This is a genomic window from Polynucleobacter sp. UK-FUSCHL-C3 (assembly GCF_040409815.1).
In the GTDB taxonomy this organism is placed as follows: Bacteria; Pseudomonadota; Gammaproteobacteria; order Burkholderiales; family Burkholderiaceae; genus Polynucleobacter.
In genome coordinates, this window is sequence record NZ_CP099959.1 from 541,458 (window position 1) to 560,887 (window position 19,430).

19 protein-coding genes are annotated in these 19,430 nt (G+C 46.6%); 10 read left to right on the top strand and 9 right to left on the bottom strand.

Annotated elements, in window-relative coordinates; all coding sequences use genetic code 11:
* Positions 1-10 precede the first annotated feature (10 nt).
* From thrC to moaE, 4 genes are read left to right on the top strand one after another with little or no spacing between them, the layout of a single operon-like run.
* On the top strand, positions 11-1,453 hold the full coding sequence (gene thrC, locus NKE59_RS02645) for a threonine synthase (protein WP_353439379.1): 1,443 nt from the start codon (positions 11-13) through the stop codon (positions 1,451-1,453).
* Positions 1,454-1,494: 41 nt separating this feature from the next.
* A complete protein-coding gene (gene glp / locus NKE59_RS02650) occupies positions 1,495-2,715 on the top strand; it encodes a gephyrin-like molybdotransferase Glp (protein WP_353439887.1) in 1,221 nt (406 codons plus the stop codon).
* A gap of 10 nt (positions 2,716-2,725) precedes the next feature.
* Positions 2,726-2,983, top strand: a complete 258-nt coding sequence (gene moaD, locus NKE59_RS02655) for a molybdopterin converting factor subunit 1 (protein ID WP_353439380.1) — start codon at positions 2,726-2,728, stop codon at positions 2,981-2,983.
* A gap of 1 nt (position 2,984) precedes the next feature.
* Positions 2,985-3,440, top strand: a complete 456-nt coding sequence (moaE, locus tag NKE59_RS02660; RefSeq protein WP_353439382.1) for a molybdopterin synthase catalytic subunit MoaE — start codon at positions 2,985-2,987, stop codon at positions 3,438-3,440.
* Positions 3,441-3,456: 16 nt separating this feature from the next.
* Here moaE and NKE59_RS02665 read toward each other — a convergent pair whose 3' ends face one another.
* Positions 3,457-3,696 carry a GIY-YIG nuclease family protein gene (locus tag NKE59_RS02665; protein WP_353439384.1) on the bottom strand — a complete coding sequence of 80 codons (240 nt, stop codon included), beginning with the start codon at positions 3,694-3,696 and terminating at the stop codon, positions 3,457-3,459.
* 94 nt (positions 3,697-3,790) lie between these two features.
* Here NKE59_RS02665 and clpB point away from each other — a divergent pair, with 94 nt between their 5' ends.
* From clpB to NKE59_RS02685, 4 genes are all read left to right on the top strand, one after another.
* Positions 3,791-6,394: an ATP-dependent chaperone ClpB gene (clpB, locus tag NKE59_RS02670; protein ID WP_353439385.1), complete on the top strand. Its 2,604-nt coding sequence runs from the start codon at positions 3,791-3,793 to the stop codon at positions 6,392-6,394.
* A 42-nt stretch (positions 6,395-6,436) separates the two neighbouring features.
* Positions 6,437-7,678 carry an MFS transporter gene (locus NKE59_RS02675; RefSeq protein ID WP_353439386.1) on the top strand — a complete coding sequence of 414 codons (1,242 nt, stop codon included), beginning with the start codon at positions 6,437-6,439 and terminating at the stop codon, positions 7,676-7,678.
* Between the two features lie 315 nt (positions 7,679-7,993).
* Positions 7,994-9,292, top strand: coding sequence for an isocitrate lyase (gene aceA / locus NKE59_RS02680; RefSeq protein WP_353439387.1), 1,299 nt, complete (start codon positions 7,994-7,996; stop codon positions 9,290-9,292).
* 101 nt (positions 9,293-9,393) lie between these two features.
* Complete coding sequence (locus NKE59_RS02685; RefSeq protein ID WP_353439388.1) at positions 9,394-9,825, top strand: HIT family protein; 432 nt, start codon at positions 9,394-9,396, stop codon at positions 9,823-9,825.
* Positions 9,826-9,831: 6 nt separating this feature from the next.
* Here NKE59_RS02685 and NKE59_RS02690 read toward each other — a convergent pair whose 3' ends face one another.
* From NKE59_RS02690 to NKE59_RS02725, 8 genes are all read right to left on the bottom strand, one after another.
* Complete coding sequence (locus NKE59_RS02690) at positions 9,832-10,236, bottom strand: hypothetical protein (protein ID WP_353439390.1); 405 nt, start codon at positions 10,234-10,236, stop codon at positions 9,832-9,834.
* Positions 10,237-10,500: 264 nt separating this feature from the next.
* Positions 10,501-10,800, bottom strand: a complete 300-nt coding sequence (locus tag NKE59_RS02695) for a hypothetical protein (protein WP_353439392.1) — start codon at positions 10,798-10,800, stop codon at positions 10,501-10,503.
* Positions 10,801-10,827: 27 nt separating this feature from the next.
* Complete coding sequence (locus tag NKE59_RS02700) at positions 10,828-12,051, bottom strand: TolC family protein (RefSeq protein ID WP_353439393.1); 1,224 nt, start codon at positions 12,049-12,051, stop codon at positions 10,828-10,830.
* A gap of 56 nt (positions 12,052-12,107) precedes the next feature.
* Positions 12,108-12,539: a DUF1841 family protein gene (locus NKE59_RS02705; RefSeq protein WP_353439394.1), complete on the bottom strand. Its 432-nt coding sequence runs from the start codon at positions 12,537-12,539 to the stop codon at positions 12,108-12,110.
* The gene (nth, locus tag NKE59_RS02710; RefSeq protein ID WP_353439395.1) at positions 12,526-13,182 is read right to left on the bottom strand and encodes an endonuclease III; all 657 of its coding nucleotides are present in this window, start codon (positions 13,180-13,182) and stop codon (positions 12,526-12,528) included. The genes NKE59_RS02705 and nth overlap by 14 nt, the downstream gene beginning before the upstream one ends.
* A 7-nt stretch (positions 13,183-13,189) precedes the next feature.
* Complete coding sequence (rsxB, locus tag NKE59_RS02715) at positions 13,190-13,861, bottom strand: electron transport complex subunit RsxB (protein WP_353439396.1); 672 nt, start codon at positions 13,859-13,861, stop codon at positions 13,190-13,192.
* A 20-nt stretch (positions 13,862-13,881) separates the two neighbouring features.
* Complete coding sequence (gene phaZ / locus NKE59_RS02720) at positions 13,882-15,153, bottom strand: polyhydroxyalkanoate depolymerase (RefSeq protein WP_353439397.1); 1,272 nt, start codon at positions 15,151-15,153, stop codon at positions 13,882-13,884.
* 28 nt (positions 15,154-15,181) lie between these two features.
* A complete protein-coding gene (locus NKE59_RS02725) occupies positions 15,182-16,387 on the bottom strand; it encodes an amino acid aminotransferase (RefSeq protein ID WP_353439399.1) in 1,206 nt (401 codons plus the stop codon).
* Positions 16,388-16,522: 135 nt separating this feature from the next.
* Between NKE59_RS02725 and uvrB the strand changes: the two genes are divergently transcribed.
* Together uvrB and NKE59_RS02735 are read left to right on the top strand one after the other, a co-directional pair.
* The gene (gene uvrB, locus NKE59_RS02730; protein WP_353439400.1) at positions 16,523-18,691 is read left to right on the top strand and encodes an excinuclease ABC subunit UvrB; all 2,169 of its coding nucleotides are present in this window, start codon (positions 16,523-16,525) and stop codon (positions 18,689-18,691) included.
* Positions 18,692-18,859: 168 nt separating this feature from the next.
* Positions 18,860-19,429, top strand: coding sequence for a Fe-S cluster assembly transcription factor (locus NKE59_RS02735; RefSeq protein WP_353439402.1), 570 nt, complete (start codon positions 18,860-18,862; stop codon positions 19,427-19,429).
* Position 19,430 lies beyond the last annotated feature (1 nt).

Here is a 19,430-nt window from a genome sequence, read left to right on the forward strand (position 1 = left end):
AGAGACTTATATGCGTTATCAGTCGACTCGTGGTGCCAGTCCTGTGCAATCGTTTCAGGGAATACTGTTAGGGGGCTTGGCCCCAGATGGCGGACTGTATTTACCTAATCAGTATCCCCTGGTAACAACACAGCAACTCGATTCATGGCGGGGTCTATCGTACGCCGACCTTGCCTTTGAGATTTTGAGTCTCTATTGCGATGACATCCCAGCAGAGGATTTAAAAACCTTATTGCATAAAACCTATACCCCTCAGGTTTACTGTAATGGGCGAGCAAGCGATCGGGCGAGTGATATCACCCCCATCCATTGGTTAGGCGAAGAAAAGGGTGCAAAGCTTGGACTGCTTTGTTTATCCAATGGCCCAACCTTGGCGTTTAAAGATATGGCGATGCAATTGCTGGGTAATTTATTTGAGTACGCTCTAAAGCGCGCCAATCAAGACCTGAATATTTTGGGGGCCACTTCGGGTGACACAGGCAGTGCCGCAGAGTATGCAATGCGGGGTAAGCATGGCATAAAAGTATTTATGCTCTCCCCACGCGGCAAGATGAGCCCATTTCAGTCTGCACAAATGTATTCCTTGCAAGACCCCAATATATTCAACTTGGCTGTTGAAGGTGTATTTGACGATTGCCAAGATATCGTGAAGGCAGTAAGTAATGATTTGGTGTTTAAAGCCAAATACCGTATCGGCACAGTGAACTCGATTAATTGGGGTCGCGTACTGGCTCAAGTGGTTTATTACTTTCAGGGATATCTCCTAGCTACCCAATCAAGCGCCGAGAAGGTCTCCTTTGCTGTGCCCTCAGGAAACTTTGGCAATGTCTGCGCCGGCCACATTGCACGCATGATGGGCTTACCCATTGAGCGATTAGTAGTTGCTACCAATGAAAACGATGTGCTCGATGAGTTCTTTAAGACCGGTATCTACCGCGCTCGTAAATCTGCCGAGACTTTACATACCTCCAGTCCATCGATGGATATCTCCAAGGCGAGCAATTTTGAACGATTTGTATTTGACTTGCTCGGGCAGGATGGTGCGAGGACCGCCCAGCTATTTAAGCAAGTTGAGACCGAGGGCGGCTTTGATTTGTCGAAGGATGTTGCTTATCAAAGGATTCAGCAATTTGGTTTTGTCTCGGGTCGGAGTACACATCAAAACCGTTTAGAAACCATTCGTCAGATTGATCAGCAATATGGGGTCATGATTGATACGCATACAGCAGATGGCGTTCAGGTGGCCAGACATTATTTGCAAGAGGATGTGCCGATGCTCGTTTTAGAAACGGCCTTGCCTATTAAATTTGAAGAGACCATTCAGGAAGCCTTGGGACGTCCTGCTGAGTGCCCCAGTGCTTTCAAAGACATTAAGGCAAAGCCACAACGGGTTATGAACATGCCAGCCGATACGATGCAGATAAAGCAGTTTATTGAACAACACGTCATTTAATAAATTTAAGTACGATGCAATCCACTCCAAGTAAGCCACCAATGCTCAGTGCGGTAGAGGCCCTTGCCCATTTATTAAAAAATGCAAGTCCTGTCAACGAGGAAGAAACGGTTCCAACGCAGGCAGCCTTAGGGCGTGTACTCGCGAAGGATATCGCTAGCCAGGTTGATGTTCCTCCATTGGATAACACCTCTATGGATGGCTATGCGGTGCGTTCTTCGGAAATTACGCAGGTTGGAACCGTGCTACGGATGGCCCAGCGTATTCCTGCTGGATCGGTAGGACAAAGTCTGGAGACAGGGACCATTGCCCGAATTTTTACAGGCGCACCTATTCCTCAGGGAGCCGATGCAGTGGTGATGCAAGAAGATTGCATCGTTCAAGATCAAAACGAATTAGTGCAAATCAATAGCGTTCCAAATGCTGGCCAGTGGATTCGTCGACGCGGCGAGGATTTGACCGCGGGCAAGCTTGCTTTAACAGCTGGAAGCTTACTGAGGCCTCAGCAGTTAGGCGTTGCTGCCTCGGCCGGTTATGCACAATTACCAGTAAAACGCAAAGTACGGGTCGCTGCCTTTTTTACTGGAGACGAACTTTCTTTACCCGGCGAGCCATTAAAACCTGGCGGTATTTATAACTCCAATCGGGATACCTTATTAGGAGTGATTCGGAGTTTGGGTTGTGAGGCGACGGATTACGGAATTGTCCCCGATCGCCTCGAGGCAACCCGCGCAGCTTTGCGCACTGCCAGCGCTAATCATGATTTGATCATTACTTCAGGAGGGGTCTCAGTAGGCGAAGAGGATCATATTAAGCCTGCAGTGAATGCAGAGGGTCGTTTAGATCTCTGGCAGATTGGGATTAAACCTGGTAAGCCGCTGGCTTTTGGAGCAGTTCGTAAACAGCAACAGAGCGATCAGGAGACTTGGTTTATTGGATTACCAGGAAATCCCGTATCGAGTTTTGTAACCTTCCTGCTGTTTGTACGGCCGTTTATCTTAAAACTACAAGGCCGCTCAGATCTTTCATCACCTTCATATTTAATGAGAGCTGATTTTGATTGGTTAAAACCGGATCGACGCAATGAGTTCTTGCGGGTGAAGATCAATGCACAAGGTGGCTTAGATTTGTTCCCCAACCAAAGCTCCGGGGTCTTAACCAGTGCTGCTTGGGGCGATGGTTTGCTGGATTGTCCTGCTGGTCAGGGATTTAAAAAAGGTGATATGGTGCGCTATATCCCTTTTAGTGGACTTCTAAGTTAATTAAGCAAAGATGAAGCTACACCTACGTTTTTTTGCCTCTATTCGAGAATCACTCGGTCTTTCGCACGAGGATATTGATCTACCAGAACATATTAAGACCATTGATGATCTGCGCACCCATCTCATTGCACGGGGTCATCCGTGGGCTGAGACCTTGGCGAAGGATAAGGTCTTGCGCTGTGCTCTCAATCAACAAATGGTGAGCGCTGATGCAACCTTGATAGAGGATGCTGAAGTCGCCTTCTTTCCTCCAGTTACCGGGGGCTAAGATGCCAGTTCGAATCCAAGAACATGACTTTGATCTAACGCAAGAGATTGCTCTTTTGCGTAAGGATGAGCCGCAAATCGGGGCAGTTGCTATTTTTATTGGAACTGTTCGCGACCTCAATGAAGGTAGTCAAGTAAAAGCCATGACCCTGGAGCACTATCCGGGTATGACCGAAAAAGCCCTGCACGATATTGTTGATGAAGCAAAGAAGCGCTGGGACCTAAAGGATGCTTTGGTAATTCATCGAGTGGGCCCTTTGATGCCCCTGGATCAAATTGTGTTGGTGGCGGTTACGAGCGCGCATCGGGGCGAGGCATTTGCAGCCTGTGAGTTCATCATGGATTATCTAAAAACATTAGCCCCCTTTTGGAAGAAAGAGGATACGCCACAAGGAGCTCGCTGGGTTGACGCGAGGGTCTCGGACGATCAAGCGATGGAGCGTTGGGCTAAAAAGTAATCCGGCGCGATTTGGGTTAATCAAAGAAATCCAGTTTTTTGTGACGCGGCATCCGTTTAATCAGAGCCTCTGCTTTGGAGGCGCTTGAGCGATCCAAATATTCCTTGCTGGCGAGGAGTTTGACCGGACCCCTGCCGCGGGTATAACGTGCTCCAAGACCAGAGTTATGAGCTTCAATCCGCTCTGGCAGGCGGTTGGTAATACCAGCATAGAAACTGCCATCACTGCATTCGAGAAGATAAAGAAACCAAGCCATAATTTGTTTTAAATCAAGTGAATACTTGAATATATGCTATTCATCCCCATATTCTATGTAGATTAGTAATTTTGCAAATATATTGAGATAAATCATGCGTATAGATAAATTAACGACGAAGTTTCAGGAGGCGCTAGGAGATGCCCAAAGCCTTGCTTTAGCTAAAGATAACCAGTTCATTGAGCCAGAACATTTGCTGTTAGCGATGTTACGGCAGCAAGATGGCGGTACCCGTAGCCTCTTAACTCGGGCCGGGGTAAACGTCACTGGGCTTGAGAAGCTTGCCGAGGCAATGATTAATAAATTACCTCAAGTGCAAGGGACTGGCGGTGATGTGCAAATAGGGCGCACACTACTCGGTTGGCTTAATCAGACAGAAAAAGAGGCTAGCAAGCGTGGCGATCAATACATTGCGGGCGAACTCTTCTTGCTGGTTTTGGCTGACGATAAGGGCGAGCTGGGTAAGGCTGCGCGTGAGAATGGCTTAAGTCGCAAAGCACTTGAGGCAGCCATTGATCTAGTTCGGGGCGGTGAGGCTGTGAACTCAGCAGATGCGGAAGGTCAGCGCGAGGCTCTGAAAAAATATACACTGGATCTCACTGAGCGTGCCCGCTTGGGCAAACTAGATCCTGTCATTGGGCGAGATGATGAAATTCGTCGCACGATACAGATTCTGCAACGCCGAACCAAAAATAACCCAGTTTTAATTGGGGAGCCAGGAGTTGGTAAAACGGCCATTGTGGAAGGTCTGGCGCAACGTATTGTGAACGGCGAAGTTCCAGAAACACTGAAAGATAAGCGTGTTTTAGTGCTTGATATGGCCTTGTTGCTTGCTGGTGCTAAATATCGTGGTGAGTTTGAGGAACGTCTGAAGGCAGTCTTGAACGACATTGCCAAGGATGCAGGTCGCACCATTATCTTTATCGATGAGATTCATACGATGGTGGGTGCCGGTAAGGCGGATGGCGCAATGGATGCCGGCAATATGCTTAAGCCCGCTTTAGCTCGTGGAGAGCTCCACTGTATTGGCGCAACTACCTTAGATGAATATCGTAAATACATTGAGAAAGATGCTGCATTGGAACGTCGTTTCCAAAAGGTCATGGTTGATGAGCCCAGCGTTGAGGCAACGATTGCCATCTTACGTGGTCTGCAAGAAAAATATGAGCTGCATCACGGTATTGAAATTACAGATCCAGCGATTGTGGCCGCAGCCGAGCTATCACATCGCTACATCACAGATCGTTTTTTGCCAGATAAGGCTATTGATCTAATTGATGAGGCTGGATCACGCATCAAGATGGAGATTGACTCCAAACCCGAGGTGATGGATAAATTAGATCGTCGTCTGATTCAGCTCAAGATTGAGCGCGAAGCAGTCAAGAAAGAAAAGGATGACGCTTCAAAAAAACGCCTTGAGTTAATTGAGGAAGAAATCAAGCGCTTAGGTGCAGAGTATGCTGATCTAGAAGAAATCTGGAAAGCAGAAAAGGGCGCGGCTCTGGGTGCCGCATCGGTCAAAGAAGAGATTGAGCGAGTAAAGGCAGAGATTACTAAACTGCAGCGCGAGGGTAAGCTTGAGAAGGTGGCAGAACTTCAATATGGCAAGTTACCTGAACTAGAGGCGAAGTTAAAGTCAGCTGCCGCCGCTGAAGCGAAAGTCCACAACAAGGATGGTCATCGCCCTAGACTATTACGTACCCAAGTGGGTGCGGAGGAGATTGCTGAAGTGGTCTCGCGGGCAACGGGTATTCCTGTATCCAAAATGATGCAAGGAGAGCGCGATAAATTATTGAAGATGGAGGACCACTTGCACGAGCGAGTGATTGGTCAAGACGAAGCAATTCGTGCAGTGTCGGATGCGATTCGTCGCTCGCGTGCCGGACTCTCTGAAGAAAATAAGCCTTATGGTTCGTTTATGTTCTTGGGGCCAACCGGTGTTGGCAAGACTGAGTTATGTAAAGCCCTTGCCGAGTTTCTGTTTGATAGCGATGATCGCTTGATTCGGATTGATATGAGCGAGTTTATGGAAAAGCATAGCGTGGCTCGCCTGATTGGGGCGCCCCCAGGTTATGTTGGCTATGAAGAGGGCGGTTATCTCACAGAGCAAGTAAGGCGCAAGCCCTATAGCGTTATTTTGTTTGATGAGATTGAGAAAGCCCACCCCGATGTTTTCAATGTTCTTTTACAAGTGCTAGATGATGGCAGATTAACTGATGGCCAGGGCCGTACGGTCGACTTTAAAAACACAGTGATCGTTATGACCAGTAATATTGGCTCGCATTTAATTCAGTCGATGACCGGTAAGAATCAATCTGAAGTTAAGGATGCTGTCTTTGGAGAGCTAAAGAATCATTTCCGCCCAGAGTTTTTAAATCGGGTGGATGAGATTGTGGTTTTCCATGGCTTGGATCAAAAGAACATTGCAGCTATCGCAAAGATCTTGTTACAAAACTTGTCTGAACGTTTGGCTCGCATTGATATGCAACTTGATGTCAGTGATGCGGCGTTGAGTAAGATCGCCGAAGTAGGCTTTGATCCTGTATACGGAGCTAGACCATTAAAGCGTGCGATTCAACAGCATATTGAGAACCCCGTTTCCAAGATGATCTTGGAGGGTAAGTTTGGGCCACAGGATGTCATACCGGTCGATGTGGATAAGAAGGGCGACTTTAGCTTCTCCCGCCTAGTCCATTAGTCCTTTTCCGGAGCAATTCCTGACTGGCGCTAAACTAGTGCCATGTCGGTAGCTCAAGGTAGCTTGAACCCCAGTGACAATCGGACGATAGGCCTAATCAGCCTAGCGCATGGCACCTCGCATTTTTATCACCTCGTATTGCCACCACTTTTTCCTTGGCTAAAAATCGAGTTCGCTCTTTCATACGCAGAGCTCGGATTGTTGATGACCATCTTCTTTGTGGTCTCCTGCGTTGTGCAGGCCTCCTCAGGATTTTTGGTAGATCACAAGGGCGCTCGCCCAGTTTTATTTGCTGGCGTTGGCTTATTAGCTATGTCCGCATTGACCTATGCAGTGAGCTCGAGTTATGTTGGTTTAGTGATTGGGGCAGTCTTGATGGGTTGCGGTAATGGTGTTTTCCATCCCGTAGATTACACCCTCATGAACCATAAGATCTCGCCCAAGCGTTTGCCGTATGCGTATTCCTTCCATGGTGTAACGGGTTACCTTGGTTGGGCCTTTGCCCCAGTCTTTATGGTAGCGATTGCAGAGCTAGCAAACTGGCGTACGGCCATGATGGCCGCTGCCATTTTGGCATTTGTGGTTTTATTCTTCCTTTGGATTAATCGTGAACTTTTAACCGATGACGCCAAGGCCCGCCATGAATCTAATCTAGCTAATGCACGTAAGAACGATCCCAATCACACTGCCATAGGTACATTTGATTTCCTAAAATTGCCGGCTGTTTGGTTGTGCTGGATATTTTTCTTCTTAAGCATGGTAGCAATGGCTGGCATTCAATCGTTTGCTCCCAGTGCTCTTTTAAAGATATACGATATTTCAGTGGCATCAGGTAATTTCTTCCTCACCCTATTGGCCTTAGGTAGTGCGGGGGGTATGATTTTAGGAGGGTATATTGCCAGTAAGCTAGCTTCGCCAGAGCGTACCGTGGTTATTTGTTTAATGATTAGCGCCTTCATGGCTGTCATCATTGGTACGGAGTTTGCACCCGCTGCGTTCATACCTAGTCTGTTTGTAGTTATTGGCATTGGTCTTGGAGTTGCTGCCCCTTCACGTGATTTGATGATTCGTTCGGCAACGCCGCAAGGTGCCTCTGGCCGTGTATACGGCATTGTCTATTCCGGCATTGATCTCGGCGCATCAGTCGGCCCCTTAGCCTTTGGAATCTTGCTTGATGCAGGCCAACCGAACTGGCTCTTTTTAGGCGTTGCCTTTATTCAATGCCTCATCATCTTCACGGCATTTAAGGTGGCCAGCAATATCCCAAGCAAGGCTCCTGCTTAAGTGCATCCTGTCTAGGGCGAAATACTGGAGATTTGGCCACAGCATTTCTTTCCGTATTGTGAAATATTGATTCCACAAGATAAAACCACTCAAAACCATACCTCATAAACCTTTTTCATTCTCTAATCATTGTTTTCGTATTGTGATAATAAGAATACAAATAATTGATCTAAATGAATAATATTTTTTTGTTTCACCTCTGACAAATAGGCTCAGTCTTCATATTCCTCTCTAAACTCTTATATAAGACATAAGAGTTGATACGAACAAACGTTCAATTCTTAAGAGTTTTTATCTTGATATAAGGAGAGCAATATGGTGACCCGTAAGGCAGAGGCAGCAACAATACAAAAGGATTGGGATACCAATCCACGTTGGCAGGGTATCAAACGTGGCTATAGCGCAGAGGATGTGGTGCGCTTGCGTGGCTCAGTGCGACCCGAGTACACCCTTGCACGACAAGGTGCCGATAAGTTATGGAATCTTGTCAATAATGAGGCATATGTAAACTGCCTCGGCGCATTAACTGGTGGACAGGCAATGCAACAAGTTAAGGCCGGTGTAAAAGCCATTTATTTATCGGGATGGCAAGTGGCCGCTGATAACAATAGTTATGCGGCGATGTATCCAGACCAATCTTTGTATCCGGTGGACTCTGTTCCCAAGGTTGTGGAGAGGATCAATAACACTTTTGAGCGAGCCGATCAAATTCAGTGGTCTAAAGGTATTAACCCAGGCGATCCTGGATACATTGATTACTTTGCGCCGATTGTGGCTGATGCAGAAGCTGGATTCGGTGGTGTATTAAATGCTTACGAGCTCAGTAAAGCATTAATTAAAAATGGTGCTGCAGGCGTCCACTTTGAAGATCAATTGTCTTCTGTAAAAAAGTGCGGCCATCTCGGCGGCAAGGTCTTATTACCAACCCAAGAGTCTGTACAAAAATTGATTGCAGCTCGTCTAGCAGCAGACGTTATGGGCGTGCCAACGATCATCTTGGCAAGAACGGATGCGGAGGCTGCTGATTTAATCACCTCTGATTATGATGAGAATGACCAGCCATTCTTAACCGGTGAGCGTACCCCAGAGGGCTTTTATAAGACCCGCAAAGGATTAGGGCAAGCTATCTCGCGTGGTTTAGCTTATGCCCAATACGCCGATATGGTGTGGTGCGAAACAGGTACGCCTGATCTTGAGTTTGCCAAGAAATTTGCAGAAGCAATTCGGGAGAAGTTCCCCGGCAAGATGTTGGCATATAACTGTTCGCCATCGTTTAACTGGAAGAAAAATCTGGATGACACCACGATTGCCAAGTTCCAACGTGAGCTTGGTGCAATGGGCTATAAGTATCAGTTTATTACCTTGGCGGGCATTCATTCCATGTGGTACAACATGTTTGACCTCTCACAAGATTACGTCAAGCGCGGTATGACCGCTTATGTTGAGAAAGTACAAGAACCCGAGTTTGCAGCGCGCGATCGTGGCTATAGCTTTGTATCGCATCAGCAAGAGGTTGGCACCGGTTACTTTGATGATGTAACTACTGTCATTCAGGGCGGTAAGTCATCGGTAACGGCATTAACCGGATCTACCGAAGAAGAGCAGTTTCACTAAAGCCATCACTCGCCAATCCGGCGAATAGGCGGGCAGTAAGGGAAGCACTTAAATTATTCCAAAAGGATGACTTAAGTGCTTTTTTGTTTTACATTAAAAGCATGAGCACTAATTGCATTTTATGTAAGGAGGATGGTGGCCAACTAATATGGCGCGGGGATGATGCGCGCGTTGTCTTGATTGATGATCCCGACCTTCCAGGGTATTGCCGTATTATCTGGAATCGACATGTTGCAGAAATGAGTGATCTCTCACAAGTAGAGCGAGAGATTTTGATGGCCTTGGTGGATGTTACTGAGTTTGCAATTCGTCGAGTGATGCATCCTCAGAAGATCAATATTGCTTCGTTAGGCAATCAAGTGCCTCACCTGCATTGGCATGTAATACCTCGTTTTGTAGATGATCCATTTTTCCCGGGATCCATTTGGTCAAGTAAACAGCGCGAGCTCTCCGATACCACAAGAAAAGCAAGACGAGAAGCTGCTAAAAGTTTGCCTGATGCCATACGCTCCGGTATAGCCGATTTAGCCTAGCACTCTTTACTTGAATGGAGAGGGGGTAATAAACGCATTCCCTGATACCGGACCCGAGTATGAGTTGTTAGTTACAGCTCCAGTTGCACCCGCGACATTTTGTGTGCCGCCAGGTCGAGTTCCACCAATATTTTGACTAGGACCAGCGAAAGAACCGCCAGGCATACCGGATTTTGACATTCCGCCGCTAGGAACGCCACCACCACCAGGCCCAGCAAAGGGACCACTAGGCATTCCAGACCCAGGAACGCCACCACCACCTGGGCCTGCAAAGGGACCACTAGGCATTCCAGACCCAGGAACGCCACCACCACCTGGGCCTGCAAAGGGGCCGCCACGCATTCCACCACTAGGCACCCCGGTATTTTGAGTTTGACCAGATCCCCCTGGCTTTTTTTGAAGTTGCTGCATTTGCTGCATTCTCAACATCATTTGTTGGGGGCTCCCTGGGCCTCCACTACCGCTTCCTCCTCCAGGCGGTGGCGGGCAACCGGGTTGGGGTGGTCCGCCTGGATTACAACCTGGAGGTGGTCCACTAGGTGGAGGAGGTGGATTTTGTGCAGAAACAGCAAGCGGTAATCCAAGAAGTAAAAGCGTAGTTATTGAATATATAAAGCGACTACAGTCATTCAATTTTCTATATACGTTGAACATATTAAGATGAAATTAGATAAATTATTTCTGTTTTTGTTCAAGCGGATTGACATAGTCGCCACTGGATTCGGGCTTGGCTTTTGGAGACACAGGAAGACTATCTTTTCGTTCTTGTTGATTACGAATAGTCCTTGTATTTTGCTCCCTTAGCATTTGTTGGTTAACAGAACTAGGGTTTTGGTTATTCATTTGACTTTGTGGATTCTGAGGATTGGTAGCAGGTGGGGGCGAATTTGCATGACGTTCCTCGTTCGCAAAAACAGAAAACGATAGTAATGCACTAAAAAAAAGAAGCAGAGATTTATTAGGAAGCCAATTCATTAAGAATCCATTTCAAAAAATATAACTCTAATTAAATTGAGGAATTTCATAGTCACCGCTTACTCTTAGTAGAAAAATTAACGCCTTTGCATGATTCACTTTAGCATCAATTAATTCGGTTGATTTTTCCCGAATCTGTGTAATGGACTGAACGGTCCTTGGCTTACTTTTCTCTTGAGATGCTAAAAAATTCTGCTCCGCTATTTTTAACTTTTCTTTAGCAACACTGTATTGCAAAAAGGCCTGTTTTACTTCAACTGTAACCCTATTTTTTGCATCATTGAAGGCATATTCTGCTTGCATTTTGTTATTAGCTGCGGATACTAAATCTCCATCAAAGCGAAGCTGTAATGGAATTGGTATTGATACTGAAAACCCATACGAATGGGTAGTTCCATACTGCGTTCCACTCGAAACATACGCTGGAGTAGTCGAGTACCAAGCGCTTGGTGATAAATCAATATTTCGATTTTTGCTAACCAAATTTGCACCTGCATCTGCTGATTTCACATTATCATTCAGTGCAATTAAATCAACCCGTTTACTTAAAGCCTCATTGATAAGATCATTTACTTTCAGATTTCTGGGAAAGGTGTTGATGGTATTGCCTTGGGGAATGAACCCTTCTTCACTCGGTTTGCCGACAAATGTGATTAAGCCGTAACCGAAGAATTTAAGATCATTTGAAATGTTATTAAGTGTCGCTGTCAGATCACTAATTGAATTTTGGGCCTCTTTCCCTTTGATGAGAGACAGCTCATCAATCGCTTTTCGAAAGGCCAGCCAGTTGAGCTTGACCCGTTGCGTATCAAGGTAAGCAAAAATTGCATCGCTTTCAACTGTTCTTTTTAGGGAGCTTAGTTCAGATTCATTTCTAGCTACTTCGGCATTCGCAAATTCTTCGCGAGCGCCACGCTTTCCCCAGCCTTCCAACGTCCCCGATAACGAATAGGTACTTGAAGACGGCGAAACATAAGGTGTATATGGGACCAAAGCGTAATAAGCCCCCTTGCTATAGTTAAAAGAGGGGTTGATATTTCTGGCTGCCATGGGGGCAACCATTGCCTTAGAGCTTAGCAAAGATAATTGCTTCGAATTAATCGATGCACTATTTTGATGCACTTCTTTGATGTATTCAGCAAAAGAAATAGTCTTATATTTAAACCCTTCAATATTAAGCTCTGGATCAGATTGGGCAAATGTTAGGTTTGATATGCCAATACTTATAAAAAGTGCAATGATTATTTTCATTTTTAGTTTTAAAAATTATTATTAATAACCCAGCTACGATAGCATATATTTTTTACTTAAATCAATTTTTTAAGTAATTCAATGTAGTCAGTCACATCAATTGGCTTACTTTGGTTTTGTGCTTGCCACAAGACTTGTCCCAGGCACTCCATAATTTGATGTTGTGCTTCGTGTTCGGAATCTAATTTTCTACTCAACGTATTTGCAATATGCCGAATGCTTGGGGGTTGATCAATTGAAATTTGTTCACTAATGGATAGATGCATGGATAGATGAAGAAAGGGGTTTGTCTTTCCTTTCTCGGGGGTAAATTCTTGCTCGAGGGCGCCTGATGGATCACACAAGATTTTATGAAACTCTGGATGCTGCTCCATCCACTGACTGGCAATCATCTCTAGTGGAGTTAAAACATGCCCATCTTGATGCTTTTGCCAGGTTGAGCAAAAGAATTCTCGGACCTCCTCACGGGATGGATTAAATAGGGCCACGTACTTTTCCAGTGCCAATTTTCTGTTTATACGAACAAAGGGGCTCAACAGCGCAATGTGCACAATCGGGATTGCGGGCTTTGCAGATATAGCGACCATGCAAAATCAGCCAATGATGGGCATCGTGTAAAAATTCTTGTGGAACACGTTTCATTAATTTCTTTTCAACCTCCGCTACATTCCTACCTGGCGCCAAACCTGTCCGGTTGGAGACTCTAAAAATATGAGTATCGACAGCAATGGTGGCCTCACCAAACGCGGTATTTAGAATGACATTGGCGGTCTTACGACCAACTCCCGGAAGAGCCTCTAGATCTTCTCGTTTTTTAGGAACTTCACCACCATGCTGCTTCATTAATATGCGACAGGTTTCTTGTAGATGCCGCCCCTTAGTTTTATACAGGCCAATATGTTGAATATAAGGTCGAACACCTGCCTCTCCAAGAGCCAGAAGGGCTGCTGGGGTATTCGCTATTGGGAAGAGCCGTCGTGTCCCTTTGTTTACGGAGATATCGGTCGCTTGTGCAGATAAAAGAACGGCTGTTAATAGCTCAAATGGGGAGCTGTATTCCAGTTCGGTACTCGGTTTTGGGTTATTGGCTTTTAGCTGTTCAAAAAAAGCAATGCGTTCTTCGGCATTCATAGAAAGACTATTGGCTTGATTGTTTGACGCGCGCTATAGCGGCAGCAATGATGGCGCGCTTACGCTCAATTTCATCTAGTTCGGTTTGGGAGCCAGCTTGACTCTCGTTCAGCGCTGCGAGTTTTGCCTTTGCCTTCTTAGCAAGACGCAGCTCATTATCGCGCTCTTCACGTTCTAGCCGTTCTTGGTGCGTTTGGTAACGCGCTCTCGCAAGATCTGCTTGAGAGCTAGACCATGCATCCCACCCTGTTTGATCGTTTGTGGTGTTGATCATGGTGATACAGTCCACAGGGCAAGGAGCAACACATAGATCGCAACCAGTACACCATTCTGGTAGGACCGTATGCATTTGTTTAGAAGCGCCCACGATCGCATCAACTGGGCATGCTTGGATACATAGGGTGCAACCAATACATGCTTTGGGGTCAATCAAAGCAACCGGTCTGGGACGTTCGATGCCACATTCTGGATTAATCTGCTTCGTTTTTTCATTGAGCTTGAACTCTAAAATCTGGCTGAGCCGAATGATGCCCTCTTGCCCGCCTGGAGGACAGCGATTAGGAAGTTCGCCATTGGCCATTGCTTCGGCATAAGCTCGGCAATCTGGATAGCCACACTTCGTGCACTGCGTTTGAGGTAATGTGTCCTCTAATAAGTCAGCTAGCTTGGTAGAGCGCATTGACTTCGATAGAAACTGACTTAATTTGGGTCTTGATTATTTGGACTGTTAGCATGGTGAGCGCGTATAAAGCTCTGTATCTGCGGATACACCTTATTACGCCAGCGTCTTCCAGAAAAGATGCCATAGTGCCCAGCGCCGCTTACCTCGTAATGCTGTTTCTTTGACTCATCTATCCCTTTGCAGAGTTTGTGAGCAGCGCGGGTTTGCCCGCTTCCAGAAATGTCATCCATTTCACCCTCAATGGTGAGTAGGGCAGATTGATGGATATCGTACGGTTTAACAAGTTCGTCATTCACCATCCAAGTGCCATTGGGTAATGCGCACTCTTGGAATACAGTTCTGATGGTATCCAGATAGTAGTGTGCATCCATGTCAAGCACGGCGTTGTACTCATCATAGAAACGAATATGCGCTTTGGCATCTTGCTCATCACCCCGTACTAAGTTTTGGAAGAAATCCCAATGAGACTGCATATGATTGCTGGGGTTCATAGCAATAAAACCAAGGTGCTGTAAGAAGCCAGGATAAACACGGCGACCCACGCCAGGATGGGGTGGCGGAACGTTATGTATCGTATTGGCTTCAAACCATTGAATCGATTTATTTGTGGCCAAGGAGTTGACGGCTGTAGGATGTTTGCGGGCATCAATCGGGCCGCCCATCATAATTAGCGATTTAGGAGTTGCCTCGCCCCGTGAAGCCATTAAGGAAACTGCTCCCAGCACCGGTACGGTAGGTTGGCATACAGAAATCACATGAAGATTATTAGCGCCAATCAAGCGAATGAAATCTTCAATGTAGTTAACATAGTCACTTAATCCAAACACCCCTTGGTCATTTGGAACCATCCGCGCATCCACCCAGTCAGTGATATAGACCTTGTGGTCTTGCAACATTGTGCGCACAGTATCGCGTAATAAAGTGGAATGATGGCCCGAGAGAGGGGCAACAATTAACACAATCGGATCTTGCTTCATTTTGGTGATGACTTCGACATCATCAGAGAAGCGCTTGAAGCGAACGAGGTTACAAAATGGCTTCGAAAGGGCTGTGATCTCTTGAACCACCACATCTTTACCGTGGGCTTTGACGCTGCGTATTCCAAACTCGGGTTTTTTGTAATCTTTACCCAGACGGTGTAAGAGTTCGTAGCTAGCTGCAAAGCGTTCTGCGCCTGGCAACAAGGACAAAGGGTTTGCTGGGTTGATGAAAGTCTCAGAGGTGGTTTTAGCCCAAGATGTTAGGGGTTGTAACAGCGCTTTCTGAAAATCGTATATTTGATAAAGCATTGATTACCCTCCAGATACAGCAAAAACCCTATTTTGACACGAGAACCCGAGCGATAGCCTGTGCAACCCGATCTAAATTTTTGGTATTCAAGGCTGCCACACAGATGCGCCCAGTCGAAAGTGCGTAGATACCGTCTTGCTCTTGTAGTTTGGCAACTTGGTCAGCAGTGAGGCCGGAATAGGAAAACATGCCACGCTGGGCTTCAATAAATGAGAAATCCTGTTGCACACCAGAAGCCGCTAATTTTTGGTTGAGGCCATGGCGCATGGCTTTAATGCGCTCACGCATCTCTGCGAGTTCGTCTTCCCACATCTGCCGTAACGTAGGGGAGTTCAGAACAGTCGCCACAATGGCGGCCCCATGAGTCGGCGGATTAGAGTAATTAGTACGAATGACACGCTTTAACTGCGATAAAACTCGGGCAGATTCTTCCTTGCTTTGGGTAACGATCGAAAGTGCGCCAACACGTTCACCATAGAGTGAGAATGATTTTGAGAATGAGCTAGACACGAAGAAAGACATTCCGGAGTCCGCAAACATGCGAACTGCAGCGCCATCTTGCTCAATACCGCTAGCAAAACCTTGATAGGCAATATCCAGAAAAGGAATTAACTGTCGAGTTTGGCAAATAGAAATAATTTTTTTCCATTGCTCTGCTGTGAGATCAGCGCCGGTTGGGTTGTGACAGCAGGCATGCAGAATCACTAATGTTTTTGCGGGAAAGGACTCTAAAGATTTAACCATGCCATCAAAATCAACACCGCGGGTCTTGGGGTCAAAGTAGGTGTACTCCAAGACCTGATAGCCGGCGGATTCAAAAATACCTCGATGGTTTTCCCAACTCGGCGCGCTGATCGCAGCCGGTGCACCAGTATCAAGACGTTTCACAAAGTCACCGCCTACGCGCAGCGCCCCAGTTCCGCCCAGACACTCTGCAGTCACTACACGGCCCTCTTTAATAAGGGGGGAGTCTGCACCAAACAGAAGGTTTTGCACAGCTGAGTTATAGGGATTTGGACCTTCAATCGGAATGTAGGCGCGGGGCGATTGTTTGGCAACTACCTCTTGTTCTGCTGCCAATACCGCCTTTAGTAAGGGCACCTTACCGTCATCGGTGTAATAGACACCAACTCCTAAATTCACTTTACCTGGACGCTGATCGGCAGTGTAGGCTTCAGTGAGGCCAAAAATAGGGTCTTTAGGGGCTAATTGGACGGAAGCAAACAGATTCATTTTTATTGAAGTAGTTTATTTGTTGTAAATCAGGTTCTTAGGAATGATTGGTGCAATTGGAATAAAAACGGCAAAATTAACGATTGTTGGAAATTTGCTGTGCGATTAAGTTCACAGCTATAAATGATAGCCGAGATGAGTAAGCCCACCCCAAAATTAGCCAATGCCAGCCCTAAAAATAAAACGGCTGTGGCTGGTTCAAAAAAAACAGCCAAGGAAGAGGGCGCCATCCTTAATCGGGGTATACAAGACCCTCCCCTAATTGAGTCTCAATTTATACGTTTCCCAGATTCCCCCTATCAGCTATACCAACCCTTTCCTCCAGCGGGTGATCAGCCCGCAGCGATTGATCAGTTGTGTGCGGGTATTGATGATGGCTTATCGTTTCAGACCCTTTTGGGGGTGACGGGCTCTGGGAAGACCTTCACCATGGCTAATGTGATTGCGCGAATGGGCCGACCTGCCATCGTGTTTGCACCTAACAAAACATTAGCCGCACAGTTGTACTCGGAGTTTAGGGAGTTTTTCCCCCGCAATGCAGTGGAGTACTTCGTGAGTTATTACGACTACTACCAGCCCGAAGCTTACGTCCCGACGCGCGACCTATTTATTGAGAAAGACTCTTCGATCAATGAGCACATCGAGCAAATGCGTTTGTCTGCTACTAAGAGCTTATTGGAGCGTCGCGATGTGGTGATTGTGGCAACGGTCTCGGCGATCTACGGTATCGGTAACCCAGGTGACTATCACAGCATGGTCTTAACTCTCAGACCTGGCGACAAGTTGACGCAGCGTGATGTCGTCACACGTTTAATTTCGATGCAATACGAGCGTAATGAACTCGATTTTCATCGGGGTATCTTTCGAGTTCGGGGCGACACGATTGATATCTTTCCGGCCGAGCATAATGAATTAGCCATTCGGGTCGAGCTATTTGATGATCAAGTAGAGTCCTTGCATTTCTTCGATCCACTAACCGGTAAGATTAAACAGAAGTTACCTCGCTTCACGGTTTACCCCAGTTCTCACTATGTAACCCCTCGTGAAACGATTCTACGAGCGATTGAAACTATTAAGATTGAGTTGCGCGAACGCCTTGATGAGTTTGTCAAAGGCTCTAAATTAGTAGAGGCGCAGCGCCTAGAGCAGCGCACTCGCTTTGATCTAGAGATGCTCTCCGAGCTAGGCTTTTGTAAAGGAATTGAGAATTATTCACGGCATTTATCCGGTGCAAAACCGGGTGAGGCGCCACCCACCTTGGTTGATTATTTGCCACCCGATGCCCTGATGTTTTTGGATGAGAGCCACGTCTTGATTGGACAGCTCAATGGCATGTATAACGGAGATCGCTCGCGCAAACACACCTTGGTTGAATATGGATTTCGTTTGCCATCCGCAATGGATAATCGGCCACTGAAGTTCCCTGAATTTGAGACCAAAATGCGCCAAGCCATATTTGTGTCAGCAACCCCAGCCGATTATGAGAACCAAAAAACGGGGCAGGTGGTCGAGCAATTGGTCCGCCCTACGGGTTTAGTGGACCCTGCTATTGAGGTATTGCCAGCGAGCACTCAGGTCGATGATCTTCTGAATCAAATCCACGAACGAGTGAAGGTGAGTGAACGGGTTTTAGTAACGGTTTTAACCAAGCGCATGGCCGAGCAATTAACCGAGTATCTCTCGGATAACGGGGTGAAGGTCCGGTATGTTCACTCGGACATTGATACGGTTGAACGCGTTGAGATCATTCGTGATTTGCGACTCGGGGTGTTTGATGTGTTGGTTGGCATTAACTTATTACGCGAGGGTCTCGATATTCCGGAAGTGTCTTTAGTTGCTATTTTGGATGCTGACAAAGAGGGCTTCTTGCGGGCTGAACGCAGTTTGATTCAAACGATTGGGCGCGCTGCCCGAAATGTCAACGGTAAAGCGATTTTGTATGCCGACCGAATCACCGACTCGATGAAGCGCGCCATGGGTGAGACCGAGCGCCGCAGAACCAAGCAAGTTGCCTTTAATCTCGAACACGGCATTGAGCCCAAGGGGGTTCGCAAGCGTATTAAAGACATCATTGATGGGGTGTATGACGTACAAGAGAAGCGTTGTGAGATGCAAGTTGCTCAAAATCGTGCGCATTACGAAAGCATGAGCGAGAAGGAGCTCGCCAAAGAAATTGGTCGCCTTGAGAAGCAAATGATGGCAGAGGCCAAAAATCTGGAATTTGAGAGAGCAGCAGCCACTCGAGACCAGATTGCGAAAATTAAGGAACTCGCCTTTGGTGCTTTAGCCAAAGACTCCCTCTAAGGGCCTCTGGGCTTGCTTTTGCCCTAGACTTAACAACCCCTTTCCCTTATTCACCCTAAGGTTTATTCCCGATAAAAATAGTCGGGAATATGTTAAACTTGATCGCAATTGTCAGGTATTACCCTGCTGACAGTTGTTGTCCATAACAACCCACAACCGAGGTGATCTATGAGACTTACTACTAAAGGTCGATTTGCAGTAACCGCAATGATTGATTTGGCGTTGCGTGAAACCCATGGTCCTGTGACACTGGCTGGAATTAGTCAGCGCCAAAAGATTTCTCTATCGTATTTAGAGCAACTTTTTGGTAAGTTACGCCGTTTTAATATTGTTGAGAGCACCCGCGGTCCTGGCGGCGGCTACACACTTGCGCGTAAGGCTGAGGAGATCAGTGTTGCCGATATTATTGTGGCCGTGGATGAGCCCTTAGATGCGACCCAGTGCGGCGGCAAGGGAAACTGCAATAACGAAGAAAGCACCCAAAGTCGTTGTATGACGCATGACTTATGGACCAATTTGAACTCCAAGATGGTCGAGTACCTTGATTCAGTGAGCTTACGTGATCTAGCCAAGCAGCAAGAGAGTCGTGGCGTAGTGATTCAGGATCTGCGTGAAAAGAAAGTTCGCGTTGACTCCATCAAAACTAAAAAATTAAACCCAGTTGGCGCCGCTAAGAAGGCAGAAGCTCCTAAGAGACCTCTCATTAACTCGGTATTTAACCTCGCCAAACAAGGCTAAG